Origin of the sequence: Arthrobacter gyeryongensis (assembly GCF_039543785.1) — a bacterium.
GTDB lineage: Bacteria > Actinomycetota > Actinomycetes > Actinomycetales > Micrococcaceae > Arthrobacter > Arthrobacter gyeryongensis.
Window position 1 is genome coordinate 72,779 of record NZ_BAABKK010000017.1, and the last position, 20,608, is coordinate 93,386.

The 20,608-nt window shown below is 63.6% G+C and carries 20 protein-coding genes and 2 tRNA genes; 16 read left to right on the forward strand and 6 right to left on the reverse strand.

Annotated elements, in window-relative coordinates; all coding sequences use genetic code 11:
* Positions 1-10 precede the first annotated feature (10 nt).
* The gene (locus tag ABEA18_RS13675) at positions 11-1,474 is read right to left on the reverse strand and encodes a hypothetical protein (RefSeq protein ID WP_345449932.1); all 1,464 of its coding nucleotides are present in this window, start codon (positions 1,472-1,474) and stop codon (positions 11-13) included.
* A gap of 342 nt (positions 1,475-1,816) precedes the next feature.
* Between ABEA18_RS13675 and ABEA18_RS13680 the strand changes: the two genes are divergently transcribed.
* Positions 1,817-1,888 (forward strand) — tRNA-Gln (locus ABEA18_RS13680).
* Between the two features lie 139 nt (positions 1,889-2,027).
* A tRNA-Glu gene (locus tag ABEA18_RS13685) sits at positions 2,028-2,100 on the forward strand.
* Between the two features lie 189 nt (positions 2,101-2,289).
* Here ABEA18_RS13685 and ABEA18_RS13690 read toward each other — a convergent pair.
* Together ABEA18_RS13690 and ABEA18_RS13695 are read right to left on the reverse strand one after the other, a co-directional pair.
* The gene (locus tag ABEA18_RS13690) at positions 2,290-2,847 is read right to left on the reverse strand and encodes a DUF1697 domain-containing protein (protein WP_345449933.1); all 558 of its coding nucleotides are present in this window, start codon (positions 2,845-2,847) and stop codon (positions 2,290-2,292) included.
* 70 nt (positions 2,848-2,917) lie between these two features.
* On the reverse strand, positions 2,918-3,637 hold the full coding sequence (locus ABEA18_RS13695; protein WP_028264661.1) for an IclR family transcriptional regulator: 720 nt from the start codon (positions 3,635-3,637) through the stop codon (positions 2,918-2,920).
* 112 nt (positions 3,638-3,749) lie between these two features.
* Between ABEA18_RS13695 and leuC the strand changes: the two genes are divergently transcribed.
* The 6 genes from leuC to ABEA18_RS13725 all read left to right on the forward strand — a co-directional run bounded on the left by leuC (position 3,750) and on the right by ABEA18_RS13725 (position 10,674).
* A complete protein-coding gene (leuC, locus tag ABEA18_RS13700; RefSeq protein WP_345449934.1) occupies positions 3,750-5,204 on the forward strand; it encodes a 3-isopropylmalate dehydratase large subunit in 1,455 nt (484 codons plus the stop codon).
* A gap of 9 nt (positions 5,205-5,213) precedes the next feature.
* Positions 5,214-5,816, forward strand: coding sequence for a 3-isopropylmalate dehydratase small subunit (leuD, locus tag ABEA18_RS13705; protein WP_078108589.1), 603 nt, complete (start codon positions 5,214-5,216; stop codon positions 5,814-5,816).
* Between the two features lie 511 nt (positions 5,817-6,327).
* Complete coding sequence (gene murA, locus ABEA18_RS13710) at positions 6,328-7,653, forward strand: UDP-N-acetylglucosamine 1-carboxyvinyltransferase (protein ID WP_059387657.1); 1,326 nt, start codon at positions 6,328-6,330, stop codon at positions 7,651-7,653.
* 11 nt (positions 7,654-7,664) lie between these two features.
* Complete coding sequence (locus ABEA18_RS13715) at positions 7,665-8,441, forward strand: lysophospholipid acyltransferase family protein (RefSeq protein WP_345449935.1); 777 nt, start codon at positions 7,665-7,667, stop codon at positions 8,439-8,441.
* Positions 8,438-9,490 carry an NAD(P)H-dependent glycerol-3-phosphate dehydrogenase gene (locus ABEA18_RS13720; RefSeq protein WP_345449936.1) on the forward strand — a complete coding sequence of 351 codons (1,053 nt, stop codon included), beginning with the start codon at positions 8,438-8,440 and terminating at the stop codon, positions 9,488-9,490. Before ABEA18_RS13715 ends, ABEA18_RS13720 begins: the two co-directional genes overlap by 4 nt.
* A gap of 17 nt (positions 9,491-9,507) precedes the next feature.
* On the forward strand, positions 9,508-10,674 hold the full coding sequence (locus tag ABEA18_RS13725; protein WP_425550529.1) for a D-alanine--D-alanine ligase family protein: 1,167 nt from the start codon (positions 9,508-9,510) through the stop codon (positions 10,672-10,674).
* Between the two features lie 54 nt (positions 10,675-10,728).
* On the opposite strand, the gene ABEA18_RS13730 is transcribed toward ABEA18_RS13725, so the two are convergent.
* Positions 10,729-11,244 carry a DUF3515 family protein gene (locus ABEA18_RS13730; RefSeq protein ID WP_345449938.1) on the reverse strand — a complete coding sequence of 172 codons (516 nt, stop codon included), beginning with the start codon at positions 11,242-11,244 and terminating at the stop codon, positions 10,729-10,731.
* A gap of 97 nt (positions 11,245-11,341) precedes the next feature.
* On the opposite strand from ABEA18_RS13730, the gene thiL reads away from it, so the two are divergent.
* From thiL to rsmD, 4 genes are read left to right on the forward strand one after another with little or no spacing between them, the layout of a single operon-like run.
* On the forward strand, positions 11,342-12,355 hold the full coding sequence (gene thiL / locus ABEA18_RS13735) for a thiamine-phosphate kinase (protein ID WP_345449939.1): 1,014 nt from the start codon (positions 11,342-11,344) through the stop codon (positions 12,353-12,355).
* Positions 12,356-12,377: 22 nt separating this feature from the next.
* A complete protein-coding gene (locus ABEA18_RS13740) occupies positions 12,378-13,424 on the forward strand; it encodes a DAK2 domain-containing protein (protein WP_345449989.1) in 1,047 nt (348 codons plus the stop codon).
* On the forward strand, positions 13,414-15,693 hold the full coding sequence (locus tag ABEA18_RS13745) for an ATP-dependent DNA helicase RecG (RefSeq protein ID WP_345449940.1): 2,280 nt from the start codon (positions 13,414-13,416) through the stop codon (positions 15,691-15,693). The genes ABEA18_RS13740 and ABEA18_RS13745 overlap by 11 nt, the downstream gene beginning before the upstream one ends.
* A gap of 51 nt (positions 15,694-15,744) precedes the next feature.
* Entirely contained in the window at positions 15,745-16,311 is a 567-nt protein-coding gene (rsmD, locus tag ABEA18_RS13750) for a 16S rRNA (guanine(966)-N(2))-methyltransferase RsmD (protein WP_345449941.1), read from the forward strand.
* A gap of 20 nt (positions 16,312-16,331) precedes the next feature.
* On the opposite strand, the gene ABEA18_RS13755 is transcribed toward rsmD, so the two are convergent.
* Together ABEA18_RS13755 and ABEA18_RS13760 are read right to left on the reverse strand one after the other, a co-directional pair.
* Positions 16,332-17,120, reverse strand: a complete 789-nt coding sequence (locus tag ABEA18_RS13755) for a spermidine synthase (RefSeq protein ID WP_345449942.1) — start codon at positions 17,118-17,120, stop codon at positions 16,332-16,334.
* A gap of 2 nt (positions 17,121-17,122) precedes the next feature.
* Positions 17,123-18,352, reverse strand: a complete 1,230-nt coding sequence (locus tag ABEA18_RS13760; RefSeq protein ID WP_345449943.1) for an aminotransferase class I/II-fold pyridoxal phosphate-dependent enzyme — start codon at positions 18,350-18,352, stop codon at positions 17,123-17,125.
* A gap of 105 nt (positions 18,353-18,457) precedes the next feature.
* Here ABEA18_RS13760 and coaD point away from each other — a divergent pair, with 105 nt between their 5' ends.
* The 4 genes from coaD to rnc all read left to right on the forward strand — a co-directional run bounded on the left by coaD (position 18,458) and on the right by rnc (position 20,608).
* The gene (gene coaD / locus ABEA18_RS13765) at positions 18,458-18,943 is read left to right on the forward strand and encodes a pantetheine-phosphate adenylyltransferase (protein WP_345449944.1); all 486 of its coding nucleotides are present in this window, start codon (positions 18,458-18,460) and stop codon (positions 18,941-18,943) included.
* Between the two features lie 146 nt (positions 18,944-19,089).
* Positions 19,090-19,617, forward strand: coding sequence for a YceD family protein (locus tag ABEA18_RS13770; RefSeq protein WP_059387665.1), 528 nt, complete (start codon positions 19,090-19,092; stop codon positions 19,615-19,617).
* 32 nt (positions 19,618-19,649) lie between these two features.
* Positions 19,650-19,853 carry a 50S ribosomal protein L32 gene (gene rpmF / locus ABEA18_RS13775; protein ID WP_028264646.1) on the forward strand — a complete coding sequence of 68 codons (204 nt, stop codon included), beginning with the start codon at positions 19,650-19,652 and terminating at the stop codon, positions 19,851-19,853.
* A 23-nt stretch (positions 19,854-19,876) separates the two neighbouring features.
* Positions 19,877-20,608, forward strand: a complete 732-nt coding sequence (rnc, locus tag ABEA18_RS13780; RefSeq protein WP_345449945.1) for a ribonuclease III — start codon at positions 19,877-19,879, stop codon at positions 20,606-20,608.

Here is a 20,608-nt window from a genome sequence, read left to right on the forward strand (position 1 = left end):
GCTCCTGCAGCTAAGCGCCCAGCCGGAACTTCCGTAGGAAAAAGAACGCTCCGACGGACCCCGCTCCCAGGATGCCCACAAGTCCGATCGCCGTGCCGGTGTCCGATTTTTCGGCCATGTTCGACGGCGATACCGCCGCAGCTCCCTGATGCAGTTCCGCCGTGCCCGCCGCGATTCGCGCATTTCCGTCCGCGAGCTTGTCGGCACCGGTGGATAGCTGGGCTGAGCCCGCTGCCAGTTTGGCGTTTCCGTCGGACAACTTGGAGGCGCCCGCTGCCAATGCGGTGGAACCGTCCAGGAGACCGGGGGAGGAGGGATCTGCAGGGCTGCCCTTGATACCCGTCATCAACGAGTCCGTGCCTGCAGCCAGGCGGGATGTTCCGTCCGTCATGCTCGCCGTGGCCTTGAGGAGTCCCGGGTGCTCAGGGTCGCCAGGTACGCCGTCCATGCCCACGCGGATCTTTGCGGTTCCATCGGCGAGCATTTGGGTTCCCAGAACCACGCCCGGGGACGCGGGATCCTGGCTGTTGAGCTTCTGGGCGAGCGTGGCGAAACCAGCCGTCAGCTTGCCAGTCCCTGCCGCGAGCTTCCCGGTGCCGTCTGCGAGCCGTCCGGTGCCGTCGTGCAGTTGCGCCGCCCCGGCCGAAAGCTGGCCCGCTCCGGCCTGCAATTGCGAGGCTCCGGCATCAAGGCGATGCGCGCCGTCGTTGAGCGCGTTGATCTGCGCCTTCAGCGTTGCCAGGGGCACCACGCCCTGGATGCCGTTGGCGGCATCGGCGAGCTGCTGAAGCCCTTGGGCCAACGCAGCGGAGCCGGTTCCCTTGGTGGGATCGTCTCCGGCCCCCGGGTAGCCTTTGAGCTGATCGGTGCCCGCCGCGAGCCTCGAAGCGCCCGCGTCGAGTTGGGCAGCACCGGCGTTGAGCTGGGCGGCTCCGTTGTTGAGCTGGTTCGCACCGGTGTTTAGCTGAGTGGCGCCGTCGCCGAGATTGTTTTCAGCGTTGCCGCCCGGCGTCGGAGTCAGTGCCGCGGAAAGCTGCAGGGCGCCCGCCGCGAGCTTCTGTGCGCCGTCGTCCACTTTGTAGACCCCTGGTGCGAGCTTGGCATCAACGTCGTTCTGGATTTTCACGGCACCCGTAGCGAGTTTGTCAGCACCGTCTTTCAATTGCTGGGCTCCCGGAGCCAGCTTGGCCTGGATTCCGTTCTGGACTTTTGACGCGCCATCAGCCAGCTTGGCCGCACCTGTCCCGGCTTCCGCAGCTCCGCCCGCAAGCCTTGCCGCGCCGTCCTTGAGCTGGCCTGCGCCGGCAGACGCCTGACCTGCGCCGTCATTGAGCTGCGCCGACCCTGCCGCGATCTTCCCAATGACCAAGGTATAGAAGCCAAGGAGCGCGATGAGCAGGAGTGCGAGTACGGCAATAGCGATTATCTGGGCACGGCTTCGCGTTCTGGTGGCAGTTGCAGGGTTCGGTGTCATGGGCAATTCCTCTCGATGACTTCCCGACAGCGGCGCTGCTGCCAGGGATCCCCCCATGTGACGCAGCTAACAGGCGACTTGGCCTGCAGCTGTGCCACGAAACAAGTGCGTGGCGTTGGTTACCGATTGGTAACTTACTGAGAGTAAACCTAAGCTCCCCTCGATTGCAAGGGTTTTTTCATGCCGGCATCCACATCGGTGGATCGCTGACGCGTGCACCAACGTGGACGCGGGCGCGTGTTCTCGATTTGTGCCCATCGAAAGTCTCGGGTAAAGTAATTACTCGTGCTGAGGGGCACGGAGCGAAGGTTTACGCCTTCGAATCCGGCCTAAAAGCACCAATGGGATATGGTGTAATTGGCAACACTACGGTTTCTGGTACCGTCATTCTAGGTTCGAGTCCTGGTATCCCAGCTCCGAATAATCCGCACATTAGTGGAGGAATTCGGGCTTTCGAAACGGTTCGCCGATTTGAAACAAAGCTGAATGTATGAAATACTCATTCAGCTTGAATGCCGGAAGCGGCGTTCAAAATGCAGTAATTAGAGTGCAAGGCCCCATCGTATAGCGGCCTAGTACGCTGCCCTCTCACGGCGGTAACGCGGGTTCGAATCCCGCTGGGGTCACAATCGAATCCCCCGGAACCAACAGGTTCCGGGGGATTTTTCTTTGCCTCAAGTAAGACGCCCAGAACCTTCGTGCGCCGTACGTTTCTCCCCTTGCGCCGCGAAAGCCCGGGAATGATGCGACTCGCCGCGTCGGAAGCGCTTTCCTATTTCAAAACAGGGGAGAACGGTAATCGTGGCAGCTCATTCTTACTTCTGGAGGGCCTTTGCGGCATCCCTGACCTTGATGAGCGTGCGCAGGTTCCGGGTAGTGGTGCTCGCCTTGTAGCGGGCCTTTGCGGAGAGCTTGCTGAAGGGGCTGTCCAGGGTCCCTCCTGCCGGGGCAAGCCAAGCCGAGGCCTCGGGACCCAGCCGGACTTGATCGACGCCGCCCTCCCCGGCGGCACCGAGGGCTGTGCCGGCGTCGAATAGTTCGTCCAACATTGCCGCGTCCGAGGCGAGGGTGATGTAGCTGTGCGTCGTTTTGTCGTCGGCCGGATAGGGGCAGGCTTCCACCAGTTCGGCAACTCGTTCGGCGGTCAGGACCACTACCCAGGCGTCATAACCAAATGCTTCCCTCAAGCACTTTTCAAACTCATCCTTGACTGCCGAGGCGTCGAGCTCGCTCTGGAGCACCACGTTACCGCTGGCCAGCAGGGTCTTGACGTCGGCGAAAGGGTACGCCTTGAGGGCTGCTTTGAGGTCGGCCATCTTGATGTTGATCCCGCCCACGTTGATTCCACGCAGGAACACGGCAAAGCTGTTCATGCGCCTACCCTACCTGCGCCCATCTCCGGGATGGGGCGCCAAAGCGAAACAGGCGAGAAACGGGAAGCGCCTAGTCGTTGTTCTTACGCAGGGCTTCAGTCAATACCCGGGCGGCGTTGCAGACGACTTCGGCATGCAGACGTCCCGGCTGGCGGGTCAGGCGCTCGATGGGGCCGGAGATGGACACCGCGGCAATGACGCGGCCGGAAGGGCCGCGCACGGGTGCGGAGACCGAGGCAACTCCAGGCTCGCGTTCGCCGAGGCTCTGGGCCCAGCCCCGGCGTCGTACTCCTGCCAGGACGGTCGGCGTGAACCGGGCGTTCTGAAGTCCGTCCAGGAGGCGGTCGTGGTCTTCCCACGCCAGCAGGATCTGGGCGGCGGAGCCGGCCTTCATGGAGAGTTGGGTGCCTACGGGAATAGTGTCTCGCAGGCCGATGGGACGTTCGGCAGAGGCAACGCAGACGCGCCAGTCGCCCTGACGTCGGAAGATTTGGGCACTCTCTCCCGTGGCATCGCGCAGCTGGATCAAGACCGGGCCCGCAGAAGCGATGAGCCGGTCTTCACCGGCCGCCGAAGCAAGCTCAACAAGGCGGCTGCCGAGGACAAAGCGGCCTTGGATATCGCGGCTCACGAGGCGGTGGTGGACGAGCGCCAGCGCGAGCCGGTGCACCGTGGGGCGGGCCAGCCCTGTTGCTGCCACAAGTTGAGCCAAGGTGGTTGGCCCCGCCTCAAGTGCGTCGAGCACTTGGGCCGCTTTATCGATGACGCCGACTCCACTAGAATTGTCCATGTAATGATATTGCCGTCTCAATATCTGAGATGCAAGTTGTTTCACTGGCGAAGTTTGGATCACTGATGTTCAGTGGAAGTAGTCAAGCCAACCGCAGTGAAGGGAGCAGGCCGTGGGAAAGACACTGGCCGAGAAAGTTTGGGATGCGCACGTGGTGCGCAAGGGCGAAGGCGAAGGAGCCAATGCCCAGCCCGATCTTCTGTTCATCGACCTGCACCTCGTGCATGAGGTGACCTCCCCGCAGGCCTTCGAGGGCTTGCGGTTGGCCGGACGCCCCTTGCGCCGCCCCGACCTCACCATCGCCACGGAAGACCACAACACGCCGACCCTGGACATCGACAAGCCGATCGCCGATCTGACCAGCCGCACGCAGATCCAGACTCTGCGCAACAACTGCAAGGAGTTCGGAGTCCGGCTGCACTCGCTCGGCGACGCCGAACAAGGCATTGTGCACGTCGTCGGCCCGCAGCTGGGCCTCACCCAGCCCGGCATGACGGTAGTCTGCGGCGATTCGCACACCTCGACCCACGGCGCCTTCGGAGCGCTCGCAATGGGTATCGGCACCTCCGAGGTGGAACACGTCATGGCCACCCAGACGCTATCCCTCAAGCCGTTCAAGACCATGGCCATCAACGTTGAAGGCACCCTGCGCCCGGGCGTTTCGGCGAAAGACATCATCCTGGCAGTCATCGCCAAGATCGGTACCGGCGGCGGCCAGGGCTACGTCCTGGAATACCGTGGTTCGGCCATCCGGGCGCTCTCAATGGATGCCCGAATGACCATTTGCAACATGTCTATCGAAGCCGGTGCCCGCGCCGGCCTGGTGGCTCCGGACCAGACGACCTACGACTACATGTACGGCCGCCCGCACGCCCCGCAGGGGGAGGAGTGGGATGCCGCCGTCAAATACTGGAACACGCTGCACACCGACGACGACGCTACTTTCGACGTCGAGGTGGACCTCAACGCCGATACCTTGGAGCCATTCGTGACCTGGGGGACCAACCCGGGCCAGGGCATTTCGCTCAACGAGGCGGTACCGTTCCCCGAAGACTTCGGTGACGAGAACGCCAAACTGGCGGCCGAGCGCGCGCTGCAGTACATGGGCCTCGAAGCCGGCACGCCCATGAAGGACATTCGGGTGGACACTGTCTTCCTCGGATCCTGCACCAACTCCCGCATCGAGGATCTCCGTGCCGCCGCCGATGTCATCCGCGGTCGGGAAAAGGATCCGAAGGTCCGGATGCTCGTGGTTCCCGGCTCGGCACGCGTCCGCCTCGAGGCCGAAGCAGAAGGCCTGGACCAAGTGTTCAAGGAATTCGGCGCTGAATGGCGCTTCGCCGGCTGCTCCATGTGCCTCGGAATGAATCCGGACCAGCTGGAACCGGGAGAGCGCTGCGCATCCACCTCGAACCGCAACTTCGAAGGACGCCAGGGCAAGGGCGGCCGCACCCACTTGGTTTCGCCGGTCGTCGCCGCAGCCACCGCAGTACGCGGAACGCTGAGCTCGCCTTCGGACCTGGAGCCCGTCTCTGTTTCCGCATCCACCACCACCGACGCCGCCTAGGAGGGCCCCATGGAAAAGTTCACCACCCACACCGGCATCGGTGTCCCGCTGCGCCAGAGCAATGTGGACACAGACCAGATCATTCCAGCGGTCTACCTGAAGCGGATTACCCGTACGGGTTTCGAAGACGCGCTGTTCTCAGCATGGCGCAAGGACCCGTCCTTCATCCTGAACCAGGAACCGTTCAACGCCGGCTCCGTGCTTGTGGCTGGACCTGATTTCGGTACCGGCTCATCCCGCGAGCACGCAGTCTGGGCACTGAAGGACTACGGATTCAAAGCCGTGCTGTCCTCGCGGTTCGCGGATATTTTCCGCGGCAACTCGGGAAAGCAAGGCCTCCTGGCGGCGGAGCTCGCCCAGGACGACATCGAGCTCATCTGGAAAGTCCTCGAAAACGCGCCCGGCACCGAAGTCAAGGTGGATCTCGTGTCCAAGACCGTTGAGTGCGGAAACGTCGTGGCACCCTTCGAGATCGATGACTACACCCGGTGGCGCCTCCTGGAAGGCCTGGATGACATCGGACTGACGCTCCAGCACGAGGAAGACATCACGGCCTACGAGGCCACGAGGCCTTCGTTCAAGCCGAAAACCCTGCCTGCGCGAATCCAGTAGATCAGCCCAAGAGGACCGGAGGCTGCCTGACTAGCTTCCGCACCTTGAAAGGACCGGTGCACCCGAAAGAACGGGTGCGCCGGTCCTTTTCGTGTGCGTGACGCGTTTCGCAGGATATGGTCATGGCCTGTTCCGGCGTTGTGCAGCTTCAACAAGAGCTCGGCACCGTCTTGCGCTTCCGGCCACATCCAGCGGACTACGGTCAATCCTCAAGCTCCATCCAGCGGCTGACAGGAAGATACAAACCCCGGCGAATCCGTACCGGTTCATTGCGCGGGCGCCCTCCGCGGTCGTCGTTCGGGTTGGAATGAGGGGTTATCCATGGATCGGGCACGAACGCGGGGTCACTTACGGCCCATGCCGGGCGGCAACATGGGCCGTAAGTGACCCCGCGTCGCTGAAAACCCGCCTTCGCCACGCCCCTCCATTTCGAATCGGTAACGTCAGCTTTTATGCTTAGCTGGAGCCTTCGTAAGTGTGGGGGCATCAACTCGTGAGGAAACCGGTATAGATGAGTAGTGTTCTGACAATCCGCGGCGGCGTCCCTTTGACCGGCCGCGTCACCGTCAGAGGTGCCAAGAACCTTGTTCCCAAGGCCATGGTGGCTTCCCTCCTCGGCAACGAACCCTCGGTGCTGCGGAACGTCCCGGAAATCAAGGACGTGGAGGTCGTCACCAGCCTGTTGCAGCTCCATGGCGTGACTGTTCAGAAGGATCCCGTCACCGGTGATCTCACCCTGGATCCCAAGAATGCGAAGACCGCGTCCAGCACCGCGATCGACGCCCACGCCGGGGACTCCCGTATCCCGATCCTGCTGTGCGGTCCGTTGATCCATGCCATCGGCGAAGCGTTCATTCCCGATCTCGGCGGCTGCAAGATCGGCGACCGGCCCATCGATTACCACTTGAACGTGCTCCGCCAGTTTGGCGCCGTCGTCGAAAAGCGCCCGGGCGGTATCCACATTTCCGCTCCCAAGGGTCTCCACGGCGCCAAGATCTCACTCCCGTACCCGTCGGTGGGAGCCACCGAACAAGTCCTGCTGAGTGCCACTCGCGCCGAGGGCATCACCGAACTGAGCGGTGCCGCTACAGAACCGGAAATCATCGACCTCATCGCTGTGCTGCAGAAGATGGGTGCCATCATCAGCGTCCAGACCGATCGCACCATCCGGATCGAGGGTGTTCGAGACTTGGGTGGCTATGACCACCGCGCACTGGCAGACCGCAATGAATCGGCGTCGTGGGCTTCCGCTGCCCTGGTGACCCGCGGAGACATCTTCGTGGAGGGTGCTTCCCAGAGGGACATGATGACCTTCCTCAACACCTACCGCAAGGTGGGCGGCGGAATGGATATCCGCGAGGACGGCATCCGTTTCTACCACCCCGGCGGAAAGCTGAGCCCGCTCGTCCTTGAAACCGATGTGCACCCGGGCTTCATGACCGATTGGCAACAGCCACTGGTGGTCGCCTTGACCCAGGCTGAAGGCGTGTCGATTGTCCACGAAACCGTGTACGAAAACCGCTTCGGCTTCACCGATGCGCTGACCCGCATGGGCGCAACCATTCAGGTCCACCGCGAATGCCTTGGGAGTGTGCCATGCCGCTTTGGCCAGCGCAATTTCCTGCATTCCGCCGTCGTCTCGGGACCCACTCCGCTGAGGGGCACCGACATCGACATCCCCGATCTCCGTGGTGGATTCAGCCACCTTATTGCGGCGCTCGCCGCGACCGGCACGTCCAGGGTGACCGGGATCGACATCATCAACCGCGGCTACGAGCGCTTCACTGAAAAGCTCGCCGGGCTGGGCGCCGATTTCGACCTCACCGAATCCAAGTAACGGGGGACACCTTGAAGGAATCGGCCCAGAGCCGTGCCATGTTCGCTGTTCTTGCGGGAATTGCGCGACCGATCATGAACATCCTCATGGCCAAGAAGTGGGAGGGGACCGAAAAGCTCCCCGCGGGTGGCTTCATCGCCGCGCCGAATCACTGCACCGAGATCGACCCCATTGTCGTGGGGCACATGCTCTACAACATGAAGCGTCCACCGCATTTCCTCGCGAAAGCGGGCCTCTTCAAGGTCCCCGTCTTGGGTAGCCTGTTGCGCGCCGCGAACCAGATTCCTGTAGAGCGTTCGACGACGGGGGCGAACCGCTCGTTGCAAGCCGCCCAGGAAGTGGTGGATGCCGGTGGCGCCATCATCATCTATCCGGAGGGCACCCTGACGCGCGATCCGGATTTGTGGCCGATGAAGGGTCACACGGGAGCGGCGCGCCTGGCACTCCAGACCGGTGCTCCCGTGGTTCCCGTTGCCCATTGGGGTGCGCAAGAGGTGTTCCCCCGGTACGCCAAGCGCCTGCATGTCTTCCCGCGGAAGACTTCCCGCATCTTGGTCGGCGATCCCGTGGATCTCAGTGCTTTCCAAGGCCGGCCACTGGACCGGGCCACCCTGGTTGAGGCTACGGACGTCATCATGGACGCCATCACGGAGCTCCTTGCAACCTTGCGTGGGGAAGAACCGCCCAAGGAACGCTGGGACCCTGCCGCCCACAACCAGTCGAAGCACGGCCGCTTCGAAGCGACTGAAGGAACCTCGGGCGCCGACGGCACGGACGGACAGAAGTGACCTCAGGGGAAGAACTCATAGCCGACACAGGTGTTGTCGCCGTGCTTGGAGCGGGATCCTGGGGCACGACGTTCGCAAAGGTCCTGGCGGATGCCGCAATTGCCACCGGCGCGGAGCGCAGTATCCGCATTTGGGGCCGGCGGGACGAAGTGGTTGCGCAAATCAATGCGGAGCACCGCAACGTCCAGTACTTGAAGGACATAGAGCTGCCTGATTCCATCACGGCCTCAACAGATGTGGGAGAGGTCCTCGCGGGCGCCGGAATCGTGATTTTGGCGGTGCCGGCGCAGTCGCTGCGGCTACAACTACGCAAATGGAAACCACTGGTTGCCCCTGGCGCCGTGGTCGTTTCCCTCATGAAGGGCCTTGAACTCGGTACGGATTCCCGCATGAGCCAGGTCATTTCCGAGGAACTCGAGATTCCGCAGGAGCGGGTGGCCGTTGTTTCGGGGCCAAACCTGGCAATGGAGATCGCTCGCCAGGAACCGACGGCTTCCGTCGTGGCCTGCAGCGACGAAGCTACGGCTGCATCGTTCGCGCTCTATTGCACCGCACCGTACTTCCGCCCCTACACGAGCAACGACGTGGTCGGCGTCGAAATCGGGGGGATCGTGAAGAACGTGATCGCCTTGGCCGTCGGTATCTGCGAAGGCAAGCAAATGGGCGACAACACCAAGGCCTCGGTGATCACGCGGGGCCTTGCGGAGACCTCCCGACTGGCCCTTGCCTTGGGTGGCGAGGCGCGCACGATGGCAGGCCTTGCCGGGCTGGGGGACCTCGTGGCTACCTGCTCTTCGCCCCTGTCCCGGAACCACACGGCGGGACGATTGCTCGGCGAAGGTTTGACCTTGGACCAGGTCACCGAGCGTATGACGCAGACGGCGGAAGGCATTAAATCCGGGTACGCTGTCTACGAACTAGCCGGAAAACTCGGTGTCGACATGCCGATCACCGCGGCCGTGGTAGCCGTCCTCGAAGGCAAACTGTCCGTTGATGAACTTGGGCCCAGACTCCTGGCCCGCTCCCTGAAGTCCGAAGGCGATTACTGACTGTGACCGAAGAATCCCTGTCTGCCGGAACTGCCGCTCCTGCTGGAGCTGCCGAGTCCGCGAAGCCGGCCGAACACAGGCGGCCTCGCGTCGCCGTACTCTTTGGCGGCCGATCCAGCGAGCACGCCGTCAGTTGCGTGACGGCGGCCGGGGTCATGGGCGCCATCGACAAGAGCAAGTACGACGTCATCCCCATCGGGATAGCCAAGTCGGGGCAGTGGGTGATCCCTTCCGCTGACATCAGCCAGTGGTCGCTGAGCGCGTCGGCCCTGCCTGAGGTGCTGCCCTCCGGGAGGACCGTAACCCTCGCTGAGGTTGGTGGAGCCCACCAATTGATCGTCACGGCACCGAATGCGGTGCCTGAGGAACTGGGCTCCGTGGATGTCGTGTTTCCGCTCCTGCACGGCCCTTGGGGCGAGGATGGCACCATCCAGGGCCTCTTGGAGCTGTCCGACACCCGTTACGTGGGAGCCGGAGTCCTCGCATCCGCCGTCGGCATGGACAAGCATTTCATGAAGGTCGTTTTCGAAGCCGCCGGACTGACGGTGGGACCGTATGTCGCCGTCACTGACCGTGAATGGATCAACGACGCCGAAGCCGTGCGCAAGCGCGTGGATCGCCTCGGATTCCCGGTTTTCGTGAAGCCCGCCCGCGCCGGTTCCTCGATGGGAATTTCCAAAGTGGACTCCATGGATGAGCTGGACGCAGCCATTGAAGAAGCACGGCGGCACGACCTCAAGCTGGTGATCGAGGCCGGCATTGTGGGCCGTGAGATCGAGTGCGCCGTCCTTGAAGGACGTGGCGCATCGGCTCCTCGAACCTCCATGCCGGGGGAAATCGCCGTCGCTCCCGGGGAACACGAATTCTACGACTTCAACGCCAAGTATGTGGAGGACGGAGCCGCGGCCCTTAGCTGCCCCGCCGATATTCCGGACGAGGCCATTGCGCGCGTCCGCGAGCTCGCGGCGGCTGCGTTCGATGCTGTGGGTGCAGAAGGCCTGAGCCGCGTGGACTTCTTCTACACTCCGGACGGCGAACTCATCATCAACGAGATCAACACGATGCCCGGATTCACCCCGAAGAGCATGTATCCGCAAATGTGGGCGGCTTCCGGGCTGGGCTATGCCGAGTTGATCGACGAACTCATCTACCTGGCGCTCAACCGCAAAACCGGCCTGCGCTGATAGCCGGCCCGGCTAATAACAGGCCCGCGCTAACAACCGGCAGGGCGGCGCCGGCTACTTGCCAGGAGTAGTCGTGGGCAGGTTCTGCAGCAGCTCCGGCTGACCGACGCACTTGCGAACGGCCTTGATTTTCGCCGCGGCGGGTGCCAGATCGGCAAGGACCGTGGCGGAGCTGATCTTGTTCGGGTCCATGAGGATTTCAGTTGCGGGCTCGCGCCCGTAGGTAGTCAGGGTCCATACCGGGTCGCCTTCCTTGATGACCCAGTCGACGTCGTTGACGGTGACGCAACGGTCCGTCGTGGGGCCGGGCACATTGACGCCGCAACGCAGAATCAACACTGACGGGTCGCCCCATGCCGCCGTGGCCTGGCTGTTGGTCTTCCGCAGGGCGGCGTTGCCGATGGTGTCCGGGAGCGACACCATCATGGGTGCGCAGGCAGCATTCGCGGCATCAGCCGCAGGCTTCACGTCGGCGACGGGAGAGCAGGCTGCAAGCGTAAGGACCGAAACCGCCGCGGCTGTCAAAGAACAGAGGGCGCGGACGTACACAGCGGCTTTCGTTTGTTGCATTGATCAAGCCTATCGCGGCTCCGGCAAACCGAGGATCGGGGCAACGGACGCGAAGGGACAGCCCTTTGTTGTCGGCGGTTCGCGATAGCGTAGAGCTGTGTCCATAGAACAACAGACTGTCGGCGAGCTTTCCGAAGGCGAGCTCCTCGCGCGCATCTTTCCGCGCCTGAACCCCAGCAGCAGCGTGCTGCTCGGGCCGGGGGACGATGCCGCCGTCGTCGCCGCGCCGGATGGCCGGACCCTCATTTCCATCGACACCCAGACCCAGGACCAGGACTTCCGCCTGGAATGGAACAACGGATACCGGACCACGGGGTATGACGTCGGCTGGAAATCGGCAGCGCAGAATCTCAGCGACATCAACGCGATGGGCGGTACCGCAGTGTCCCTCGTCGTCAGCTTGACCATGCCGCCCGACACTACCGTGCAGTGGGTCGAGGACTTCGCGGATGGCCTGACGGCCGGCATTGTCGGCTTGGGGGCTGCCGACTGTTCGGTTGCCGGGGGAGACCTGGGCCGTGGCCGCGAAATCGCGGTGACGGTCGCCGTCGTCGGGACAATGCACGGGCTCCCTGCTGTCCTGCGCTCCGGGGCAAGTCCGGGAGACACCTTGGCCCTTGCCGGAACTGTTGGACGCGCCGCAGCCGGCCTGGCCCTGCTCGAAAGCACCATACCCGTGGGCAAGCTGAATGCTGCCCAGCGCGCACTCATGGACAGCCAGTGCAGGCCGCAGCCGCCTCTTGCCGCAGGACCGCTGGGTGCCAGGGCAGGAGCAACGGCCATGATGGATGTCTCCGACGGGCTTTTGCGCGACGGCGCCCGCCTCGCCGAAGCCAGTGGCGTGGCACTCGACTTCGACCCCATCGCGCTCAAGGCCCTCGCCACTCCATTGGAAGCTGCCTCGGCTCCGCTTGGCCACGATCCCATGGGCTGGATCCTGGGGGGCGGAGAGGACCATGGCCTGCTGGCGACATTTCCAGCTAATGTTCAGCTACCTTCCGGCTTCACTGCGATAGGCTCGATCCAGGCCGTTGCCGAAGGACAGCACAGCGGCGTCCGGATAGCGGGAATCCCCGCTGACACCGTGGGATGGGATCACTTTGCAGACTAAGATTGCCGCCAATACGCACGCCATGAAGCGGTGGCTGGGCAAAGCGGAGACGACGCTCGGAAACCACAGCGACCGCCTCAACGCCATCAACATCTTCCCGGTGGCAGATGGCGACACCGGCACCAACCTCTACCTCACAGTCCGCGCCGCTGCGGCGGCTTTCGCCGATCGTTCCACCGCGGACGAACCGGTAAACGACGTCGGCGCCGTTCTGGCCGCGGCAGGACGCGCGGCCATGGAGCAGGCCCGTGGTAACTCAGGAACACTCTTCGCCGTCTTTTTGTGCGCCGTTGCTGAGCCGCTGGCCGGGCACACGCGCCTCAGTGCGCCCCTGCTTGCCGCCGCACTGAACCGGGCCCAGATCCGGGCCTGGTCTGCCTTGAGCGAGCCGGTACCGGGCACCATGCTCTCCGTTCTCGAAGCCGCCGCCAGGGCAGCGGGCGAATGCGACACTGCGCACAACGGCGATGACAGCAACCAAGCGCTGGGACTGGCCCTCGATGCCGCCGTCAATGCGGCGCTGGATGCGGTAGTCCGGACCGAGGACCAACTCGCCCCGCTGCACGCCGCCCATGTAGTGGACGCGGGCGGGGTGGGTATGTTGCTGATCCTGGACTGCCTTCGTTCGGCCGTGCTCGGCGAAGAACTCCAGGATGAACTCCTGGACGGCCTGCACGGCTATGACCTGCAGGATCCGCACATCCACGCCGGAATGCCGGACGACGACGGCGTCGAGGTCATGTGCACCATCAGCCTTTCACCGCTGGCCGCTGCCACGCTCCGTCAGCGATTGGACGAACTGGGCGACTCCGTCATCATGAGCCAGGTGGGCAGCGCGAACCCGGTGGGCAGCCCGTCCGGACAGAATGATCCCGCGGACGAAGACGATGACGATGAGGACGCCGCAGAAGCCAGCTACCGGTGGCGCGTGCACGTCCACGTTCCGGACGCTGAACCAGCCGTGGCAGTCATCCGCTCACTCGGCGAGCCCACCGACATCTCCGTCAGCGAGCTCTCGATGCCGCGCGACCCAGGCCTTCCGGCAGGCCAGCACGGGCATGAATACTGAGCTTCACCTTCCCCTTGAGCGGAGGATCGGCAAACGCTCCGCATCGGTCATCGACAAGCACCTTGGCCTGGACACTGTCGGGGAGCTATTGAACTATTTTCCCCGCCGCTACCTGAGCCGCGGGGAGCTCACGCCCATCAGTAAACTGCCGTTGGATGAAGAGGCCACCCTCATTGCCAGGGTCCTGTCCAATTCCACCCGGCAAATGCGGGCAAGGCGCGGATCGTTGACGGACGTCGTAGTCACGGACGAGGCCAGCGGTGAGCAGATTCCCGGAACCTTGAAAATCAGTTTCTTCAACGGTTTCCGCGCCCGCAGCGAGCTTCAGCCGGGCCGCCGCGTGATGTTCTCCGGCAAGGTGAGCCGCTACGGTGGATCCTTGGGCATGACCAATCCGGACTTCATGCTGCTCGACGAGGACCCGGAGCTGGCCGGTTCCGTCGATCCGGAAAAGCTGGCGGCCATGCCCATTCCCGTGTATCCGGCCACCGCGAAGCTCACCAGTTGGTCCATCCACAAGGTCATCACCACGCTGCTGGACACCATCGATGTGGACAGCATCGAGGATCCGCTGCCTGCCGAAATTGCGTCCCGGGAGAACTTCCTAGGGGTAGGGGAAGCGTACCGGCTGATCCATTCGCCGGAAACGGCGGCGGATTGGCAGCGTGCCCGTGACCGGTTCCGCTACCAGGAAGCACTGGTTCTGCAGACTGCCCTGGCGCGGCGCCGGGCCCAGCTGGCCGCCGAAGAGGCCACCGCTCGTCGGCCCGTGCCCGAAGGGCTCCTTGCTGCCTTCGACCGGCAGCTGCCGTTCACGCTGACTGCCGGCCAGGCCGCCGTCGGAAAGACGCTTTCCCACGAGCTGGCACAGGACTCGCCCATGAACCGCTTGCTGCAGGGCGAAGTTGGTTCCGGAAAAACGATCGTGGCCTTGAGGGCCATGCTGCAAGTGGTGGATGCCGGAGGGCAGGCGGCACTTCTCGCCCCCACGGAGGTCCTCGCGGCACAGCACTTCGATTCCATCCGGAGGACCCTGGGCCCGCTGGCCCGGGACGGTTTGTTCGGAGGCGCCGGGATGCTGGGCGGGACCGGATTGTTGGACAGCGAGGCCGGGAATGGCCCCGGGTCCGTTCAGCTCGCCTTGCTGACGGGCTCCATGCCGACGGCGGACCGCAAGCAAGCCATGCTGGACGCGGCCTCGGGCAATGCCGGCATTGTGATCGGCACCCATGCGCTGCTAAGTGACAAAACCTCGTTCCAGGATCTCGGGCTGATCGTGGTGGACGAGCAGCACCGCTTCGGGGTGGAGCAGCGCGACGCCTTGCGTGCCAAGGCCAACCGGCCGCCCCACCTGCTGGTGATGACCGCCACTCCGATTCCGCGCACTGTTGCCATGACCGTCTTCGGCGACCTCGAAACGTCCGTGCTGGACGAACTCCCCGCAGGCCGCGCGCCTATCTCCACCCACGTCGTCGGGCTTGCGGAAAACCCGGGCTGGGCGGGCCGGATCTGGAAACGCTCGCGGGAAGAGATCGACGCCGGCCACCAGGTGTACGTCGTGTGTCCCAAGATCGGAGACGACGACGACGGCGACTTCAGCCCGGGCGAAGCGGAACCAAGCGACGCCGAACTTTCGGAAGAGGGCCCGGCGCGTGAGCTCGCTTCGGTGAACGCCGTCGTCGAAACGCTCAGCCAGGAGCCTGCCCTGCGCGGCGTCCGTGTGGAGCCCCTCCACGGACGGCAGGATCCGGCCCTCAAGTCCGAAACCATGGCCTCGTTCACCGCCAACCAGACCCAGCTGCTGGTGTCCACCACAGTGATCGAGGTGGGGGTGGATGTCCATAACGCCACGCTGATGGTGATCCTTGATGCCGACCGTTTCGGCATTTCGCAACTCCACCAACTGCGCGGGAGGGTGGGCCGCGGCGGCCTTCCCGGCACGTGCCTGCTGGTCACGACGCTCGAACCCGGCCATCCGAGCCGCAGGCGCCTTGATGCCGTTGCGTCGACTACCGACGGCTTCGAACTTTCCCAGGAAGACCTCAAGCTGCGCCGCGAAGGCGATATCCTTGGCGCCTCGCAATCCGGTGGGCGCTCCACCCTGAAGCTGTTGCGCGTCCTGGAGCATGAGGACGTGATCGCCCGCGCCCGCACCGATGCCCAGCGGCTCGTCGCGGACGATCCCGGGCTGGACGGCCAACAGGCCCTGGCAGCCGCGATTGACGAATATCTGAACCCCGAAAAGGAGGCGTTCCTTGAACGCGGCTAAGGAATCCACGCTTGAAGGCACGCCTGTGTGCTCCGTCCCGGGAGTTGGCCGGTGAGCCGGATCATTGCCGGCGTGGTCGGCGGCAATCCGTTGGTCAGCGTCCCTGGAAACGCCACCAGGCCGACGACGGACCGTGTCAAGGAGGCGTTGTTCTCGCGGCTCGAGGCTCTCGATGCCATCGACGACGCCCGGGTGCTGGATCTTTACGCGGGTTCGGGGTCCCTCGGCATCGAAAGTGCCAGCCGGGGCGCGCGCTCGGCCGAACTCGTGGAATCCGATGCACGCGCCTCCGAGGTCTGCCAGCGAAACGCCGACATGGCCAACCAGGTGCTGGGACGGAGGATTGTCTCCGTCACTCGTTCCAAAGTGGAGTCCTTCCTGGAACGCGCGGCGGATGACGTTCTCTGGGACCTCGTGTTCCTGGATCCGCCCTATCCCTTGGATGAGCCTTCCCTGAAGGCTGTCCTCGACAAGCTCGCCTTCCACCTCGATGAAGGCGCGGTGGTCGTCGTCGAGCGTTCCTCACGGTCCCCGGAACCGGACTGGCCGGACACCCTCGAACGGTTTGCCGACAAGAAGTACGGCGAAACCAAGCTCTGGTTCGCCGAACCCGTCTAGCGCGAGCCCGAGAGGCGGCGCTAGCCCGTTAGCCGGTCCAACTCCACTCCGCTGAGCACCGCCGCGGGGTGCGGCCCACGGGCGAGGAGTTCCACTGTCCATTCGGCTGGCCACGGCCGGCGCGTCCCCACCAGGATGATGTTGCCGGGGTACCGGCCGGCGAACATGCCGCTTTCGGCGAACGCCGCAACGTCGGGCATCGCACGTCGCATCGCGGCGGCTTGGCTGCGCACCAGGGTCAGGGCCGCTTCGTCGCCGACATTGACGATGAGCACTCCATCGGGCCGGAGCCGCGCCGCGGCCTCTTCATAGAACTCCTGGCAGGCTATGTGTGCCGGCGCCTCGGGACCGGAAAAGATGTCCAGGATCACGACGTCGAACTCGAGTTCCGCGGGCAGTTCGGCGAGGGTTTCGCGTGCGTCTCCAATATGCGTCTCCAAGCGGGTGCCGTCCGGCATGGGCAACTTCTGCAGCACGAAGTCGAGCAATTCACGTTCGAGTTCGACGGCGTGTTGTTCCGAGCCGGGCCTCGTCGCCTCGATGTAGCGGGCCAGGGTCAAGGCCCCCGCGCCGAGATGGAGGGCAGCGATGGCTTGCCCTTCTGGCGCGAGCAGATCCACCACATGGCCGATCCTGCGGAGGTACTCGTAGAAGATTTCCGTGGGCTCCGCGAGATTGACATGGGATTGCTCTGCGTCGCCGATGCGCAGGATGTAGGCGCCGTCAATCAGCGTGTCGGCCTCGATTGCGGCATGTTGGCCGGTTGCTCGCAGGAAGCGCCGTCCCTCGTGGTTTTGGCCGGTTGACACAGTCAGAGCTTGTCCCGAAGGGTGGCCAGCCTGGCGGCCGCTTCTTCCAGTACTTCGGTCTTCTTGCAGAACGCGAACCGGAGAAGGCTGCGCGTCCTTTCCGCGCCTTCCGCGTGACAAAACACGGGAACGGGGATGGCCGCCACTCCCACGAGCCCGGGCAGTCGTCGGGCCAAGTCCACGGAGTCGTCGATGCCGAGAGGCTCGGTGTCAACGTTGATGAAGTATGTTCCCTGCGGCGTGTAGACGCCGAAGCCCGCGGCCCGCAGTCCCTCGGCCAGGATGTCCCGCTTGTGCTGGAGAGTGGACGCGATGCCGGTGTAGAACTCATCGGGAAGGGCAAGGCCTACCGCGATCGCACTTTGGAACGGCGTCCCGGAACTGTAGCTGAGGAATTGTTTGACCGTGCGGATCGCCGCCACAAGGTGCGCCGGTCCGCTAAGCCAGCCGATCTTCCAGCCGGTGAACGAGAACGTCTTGCCGGCCGAGGAAATCGTGACAGTTCGTTCGGCCGCTCCCGGGATGCCGGCGACCGGAAGGTGCAGCACACCGAAGGTGAGGTGCTCGTAGACTTCATCGCTGAGGATCAAGGCATCGTATTTCCGCGCGAGCTCGACGACGCGTTCCAGCACCTCGCGAGGGAAAACCGCGCCCGTGGGATTGTGCGGATTGTTGAGGAGCACAACCTTCGTGCGCTCACTGAATGCCGATTCCATCGCGTCCACGTCCGGAAGGAAGTCCGGCGCCAGCAAGGGAGCGGTCACATGCTTGGCCCCGGCGAGTCCGATGATGGCGCCATAGGAGTCGTAGAAGGGCTCGAAGGTCAGGACCTCGTCGCCGGGTTCGATGAATGCGAGCAGTGCGGCGGCGATGGCTTCAGTGGCCCCGGTGGTCACAATGACCTCGGTCTGCGGGTCCGGGGTCAGTCGGTAGAAGCGTTCCTGGTGTGCGGCGATGGCCTCGCGAAGTTCGGGGATCCCTTTGCCTGGCGCGTACTGGTTGGCTCCCGCCGTGATGGCTGCCTGCGCTGCTGCCTTGATTTCCGCCGGCCCGTCTTCGTCCGGGAATCCTTGGCCCAGGTTGATGGCTCCGGTGGACATTGCGAGGGTGGTCATCTCTTCGAAGATGGTCACTCCGAGGCTGCCGTCGGCCGAAAGCAGGTTGGCGCCGCTGGCGGCTCGCTGCCATGGCGCGGCGGACGTGTTCTGGCTGAGAGAGGCCGGGCTCGTCACTGTGGGGCTGCCTTCCTGGGTGCTGGCTTCCGGCTCGTCCGGCCCGCCGTTTCAGCCATGCTATCGCCATAGTGCCTGCGGCCCCGGATGGGGTAGGTTCGAACCATGAGACGCGCTGTGTGCCCTGGCTCCTTCGACCCCATCCACCACGGACATCTGGAAGTCATCGCAAGGGCCGCCGGCTTGTTCGATGAAGTCGTCGTCGCCGTGTCCACCAACTACGCGAAGAAGTACCGCTTCAGCCTGGAAGAACGCATGGACATGGCACGGGAGACCCTCGCTTCATTGCGGGGCATCATCGTGGAGCCGATGGGTGAGGGGCTGCTCGCCGAATACTGCAGGCACCGGGGAATTTCGGCGATCGTGAAGGGCCTGCGCTCGTCCTCGGATTTTGACTACGAACTTCCCATGGCCACCATGAACCGCCAATTGTCCGGCGTCGAGACTGTCTTCCTTCCGGCGGAGGCCCACTACCTCCATTTGTCCTCCACGCTCATCAAGGAAATCTTCCTTTTGGGCGGCGATGTCTCCGATTTCGTGCCTAAATCGGTGCTCAAGAGGCTCCTCGCTGGCGGGTCGGCAGCGGAGTAGCTCCGCAACGGGTAAGCTGGATCGGTACCTCGGGCAGAACGCGTTGTAATTGACCCGGTTTGAGTCCGCTCACGCGTTCAGGCTAAGATGGTACGTCGGTCATATGTTCTACAGGAGTTCTCATTAAGCGAGATGCAAGTTCGCCTTTGACGCTGGACGTCAAGGACCTCGGACGTAGTCCAGGAAGCATGCGGACGCTCACGGAACATGTACCCGCGCCAAGTGACCTTGGCGTGGCACTCATTGGCGTTCAGGAAGGCTCGGATATCGAGCTCGACCTGAGGCTTGAGGCCGTACACGAAGGAATTCTGGTATCTGGAACCGTATTCGCTGAAGTCAAGGGCGAATGCGGACGATGCCTGGATCCCCTTGCGTATGACCTTGAGGTCAATGTGCAAGAACTTTTCTTCTATGAGGGCGTCGAGCTTTCGGACGAAGAAGACGATGAAGAGCAACGTCGAGTCGAGCACGATCTAATCGATCTTGAACCGGTGTTGCGGGACGCGGTTGTAACCATGCTGCCGTTCCAGCCGGTGTGCCGGGAAGACTGCCAGGGCCTCTGCTCAATATGCGGAGTGCGTCTGGAAGACGAGCCGGGGCACCACCACGAGGACCTGGATCCTCGCTGGGCTGCCCTAGCTGAACTGGCTAAGACCGACCGGCAAACTGATTAGTAAGTGCTGACTAAAAGAGAAATGAGATAGCCGTGGCTGTTCCCAAGCGGAAAATGTCTCGCGCAAATACACGCGCCCGCCGTGCCCAGTGGAAGGCAACTGCCCCCAACTTGGTCAAGACCATCGAAAACGGCCAGGTTGTTTACAGCCTGCCGCACCAGGCAAAGGTCGTAACCGACTCTGCCGGGACCGCGCTGTTCCTTGAATACAAGGGCCGCAAGGTCGCTGACGTCTAAATCCGCCAAAAGGCTGACAAAGGATGTCTTCAACTGAAGAGCTTCTGAAGCGTCTCGGTGTCTCCATTGACGCCGAGACGCTTCGTCTTGCTCTGACACATCGTTCATACGCGTATGAAAATGGCGGGATTCCCACCAATGAGCGCCTCGAGTTCCTGGGCGACTCCATCCTGGGCTTCTCCGTGACCGATTCGCTGTACCGCGACAACCCGGCGCTGCCGGAAGGCGACCTGGCGAAGCGACGCTCCGCCGTCGTCAGCACCCGCGCGTTGGCGGGTATCGGCCGGGACCTCGGCATCGGCGAATTCATCTACCTCGGGCAGGGCGAAAGGCTCACCGACGGTAAGAACAAGTCTTCAATCCTTGCGGACACCATGGAAGCGCTCATCGGCGCCACCTATCTTTCCAACGACATTGAGACCGCCCGGCAGCTCGTCATGCGGCTCGTCGGGCCCTTGCTCAAGGACGCCGCAGCACTCGGTGCCGGCACCGACTGGAAGACCAGCATGCAGGAGCTTGCCGCGAGCCGTCAGCTCGGGTCCATCTACTATGCAGTCGAAGGCTCCGGCCCGGACCACGCACGCAGCTTTGAGGCAGTGCTCCAGATCGGCGGCACCGCCTACGGCAAAGGCACGGGCCACTCCAAAAAGGAAGCCGAGCAGGAAGCCGCCGCAGATGCGTGGCGCACCCTCAACGGCAAGGTCACGCTGAACAGCAAAAGCGACTCTCCGGCTGATCCTGCGCATAGCGCCTGA

Coding starts and splice junctions, on each gene's coding strand:
- coaD (WP_345449944.1), top strand. CDS start 18,458: ATGAGACGCGCTGTGTGCCCTGGCTCCTTCGACCCCATCCACCACGGA.
- leuD (WP_078108589.1), top strand. CDS start 5,214: ATGGAAAAGTTCACCACCCACACCGGCATCGGTGTCCCGCTGCGCCAG.
- murA (WP_059387657.1), top strand. CDS start 6,328: ATGAGTAGTGTTCTGACAATCCGCGGCGGCGTCCCTTTGACCGGCCGC.
- ABEA18_RS13740 (WP_345449989.1), top strand. CDS start 12,378: ATGAAGCGGTGGCTGGGCAAAGCGGAGACGACGCTCGGAAACCACAGC.
- ABEA18_RS13675 (WP_345449932.1), bottom strand. CDS start 1,474: ATGACACCGAACCCTGCAACTGCCACCAGAACGCGAAGCCGTGCCCAG.
- ABEA18_RS13730 (WP_345449938.1), bottom strand. CDS start 11,244: ATGCAACAAACGAAAGCCGCTGTGTACGTCCGCGCCCTCTGTTCTTTG.
- ABEA18_RS13745 (WP_345449940.1), top strand. CDS start 13,414: ATGAATACTGAGCTTCACCTTCCCCTTGAGCGGAGGATCGGCAAACGC.
- ABEA18_RS13690 (WP_345449933.1), bottom strand. CDS start 2,847: ATGAACAGCTTTGCCGTGTTCCTGCGTGGAATCAACGTGGGCGGGATC.
- ABEA18_RS13695 (WP_028264661.1), bottom strand. CDS start 3,637: ATGGACAATTCTAGTGGAGTCGGCGTCATCGATAAAGCGGCCCAAGTG.
- rnc (WP_345449945.1), top strand. CDS start 19,877: ATGTCTTCAACTGAAGAGCTTCTGAAGCGTCTCGGTGTCTCCATTGAC.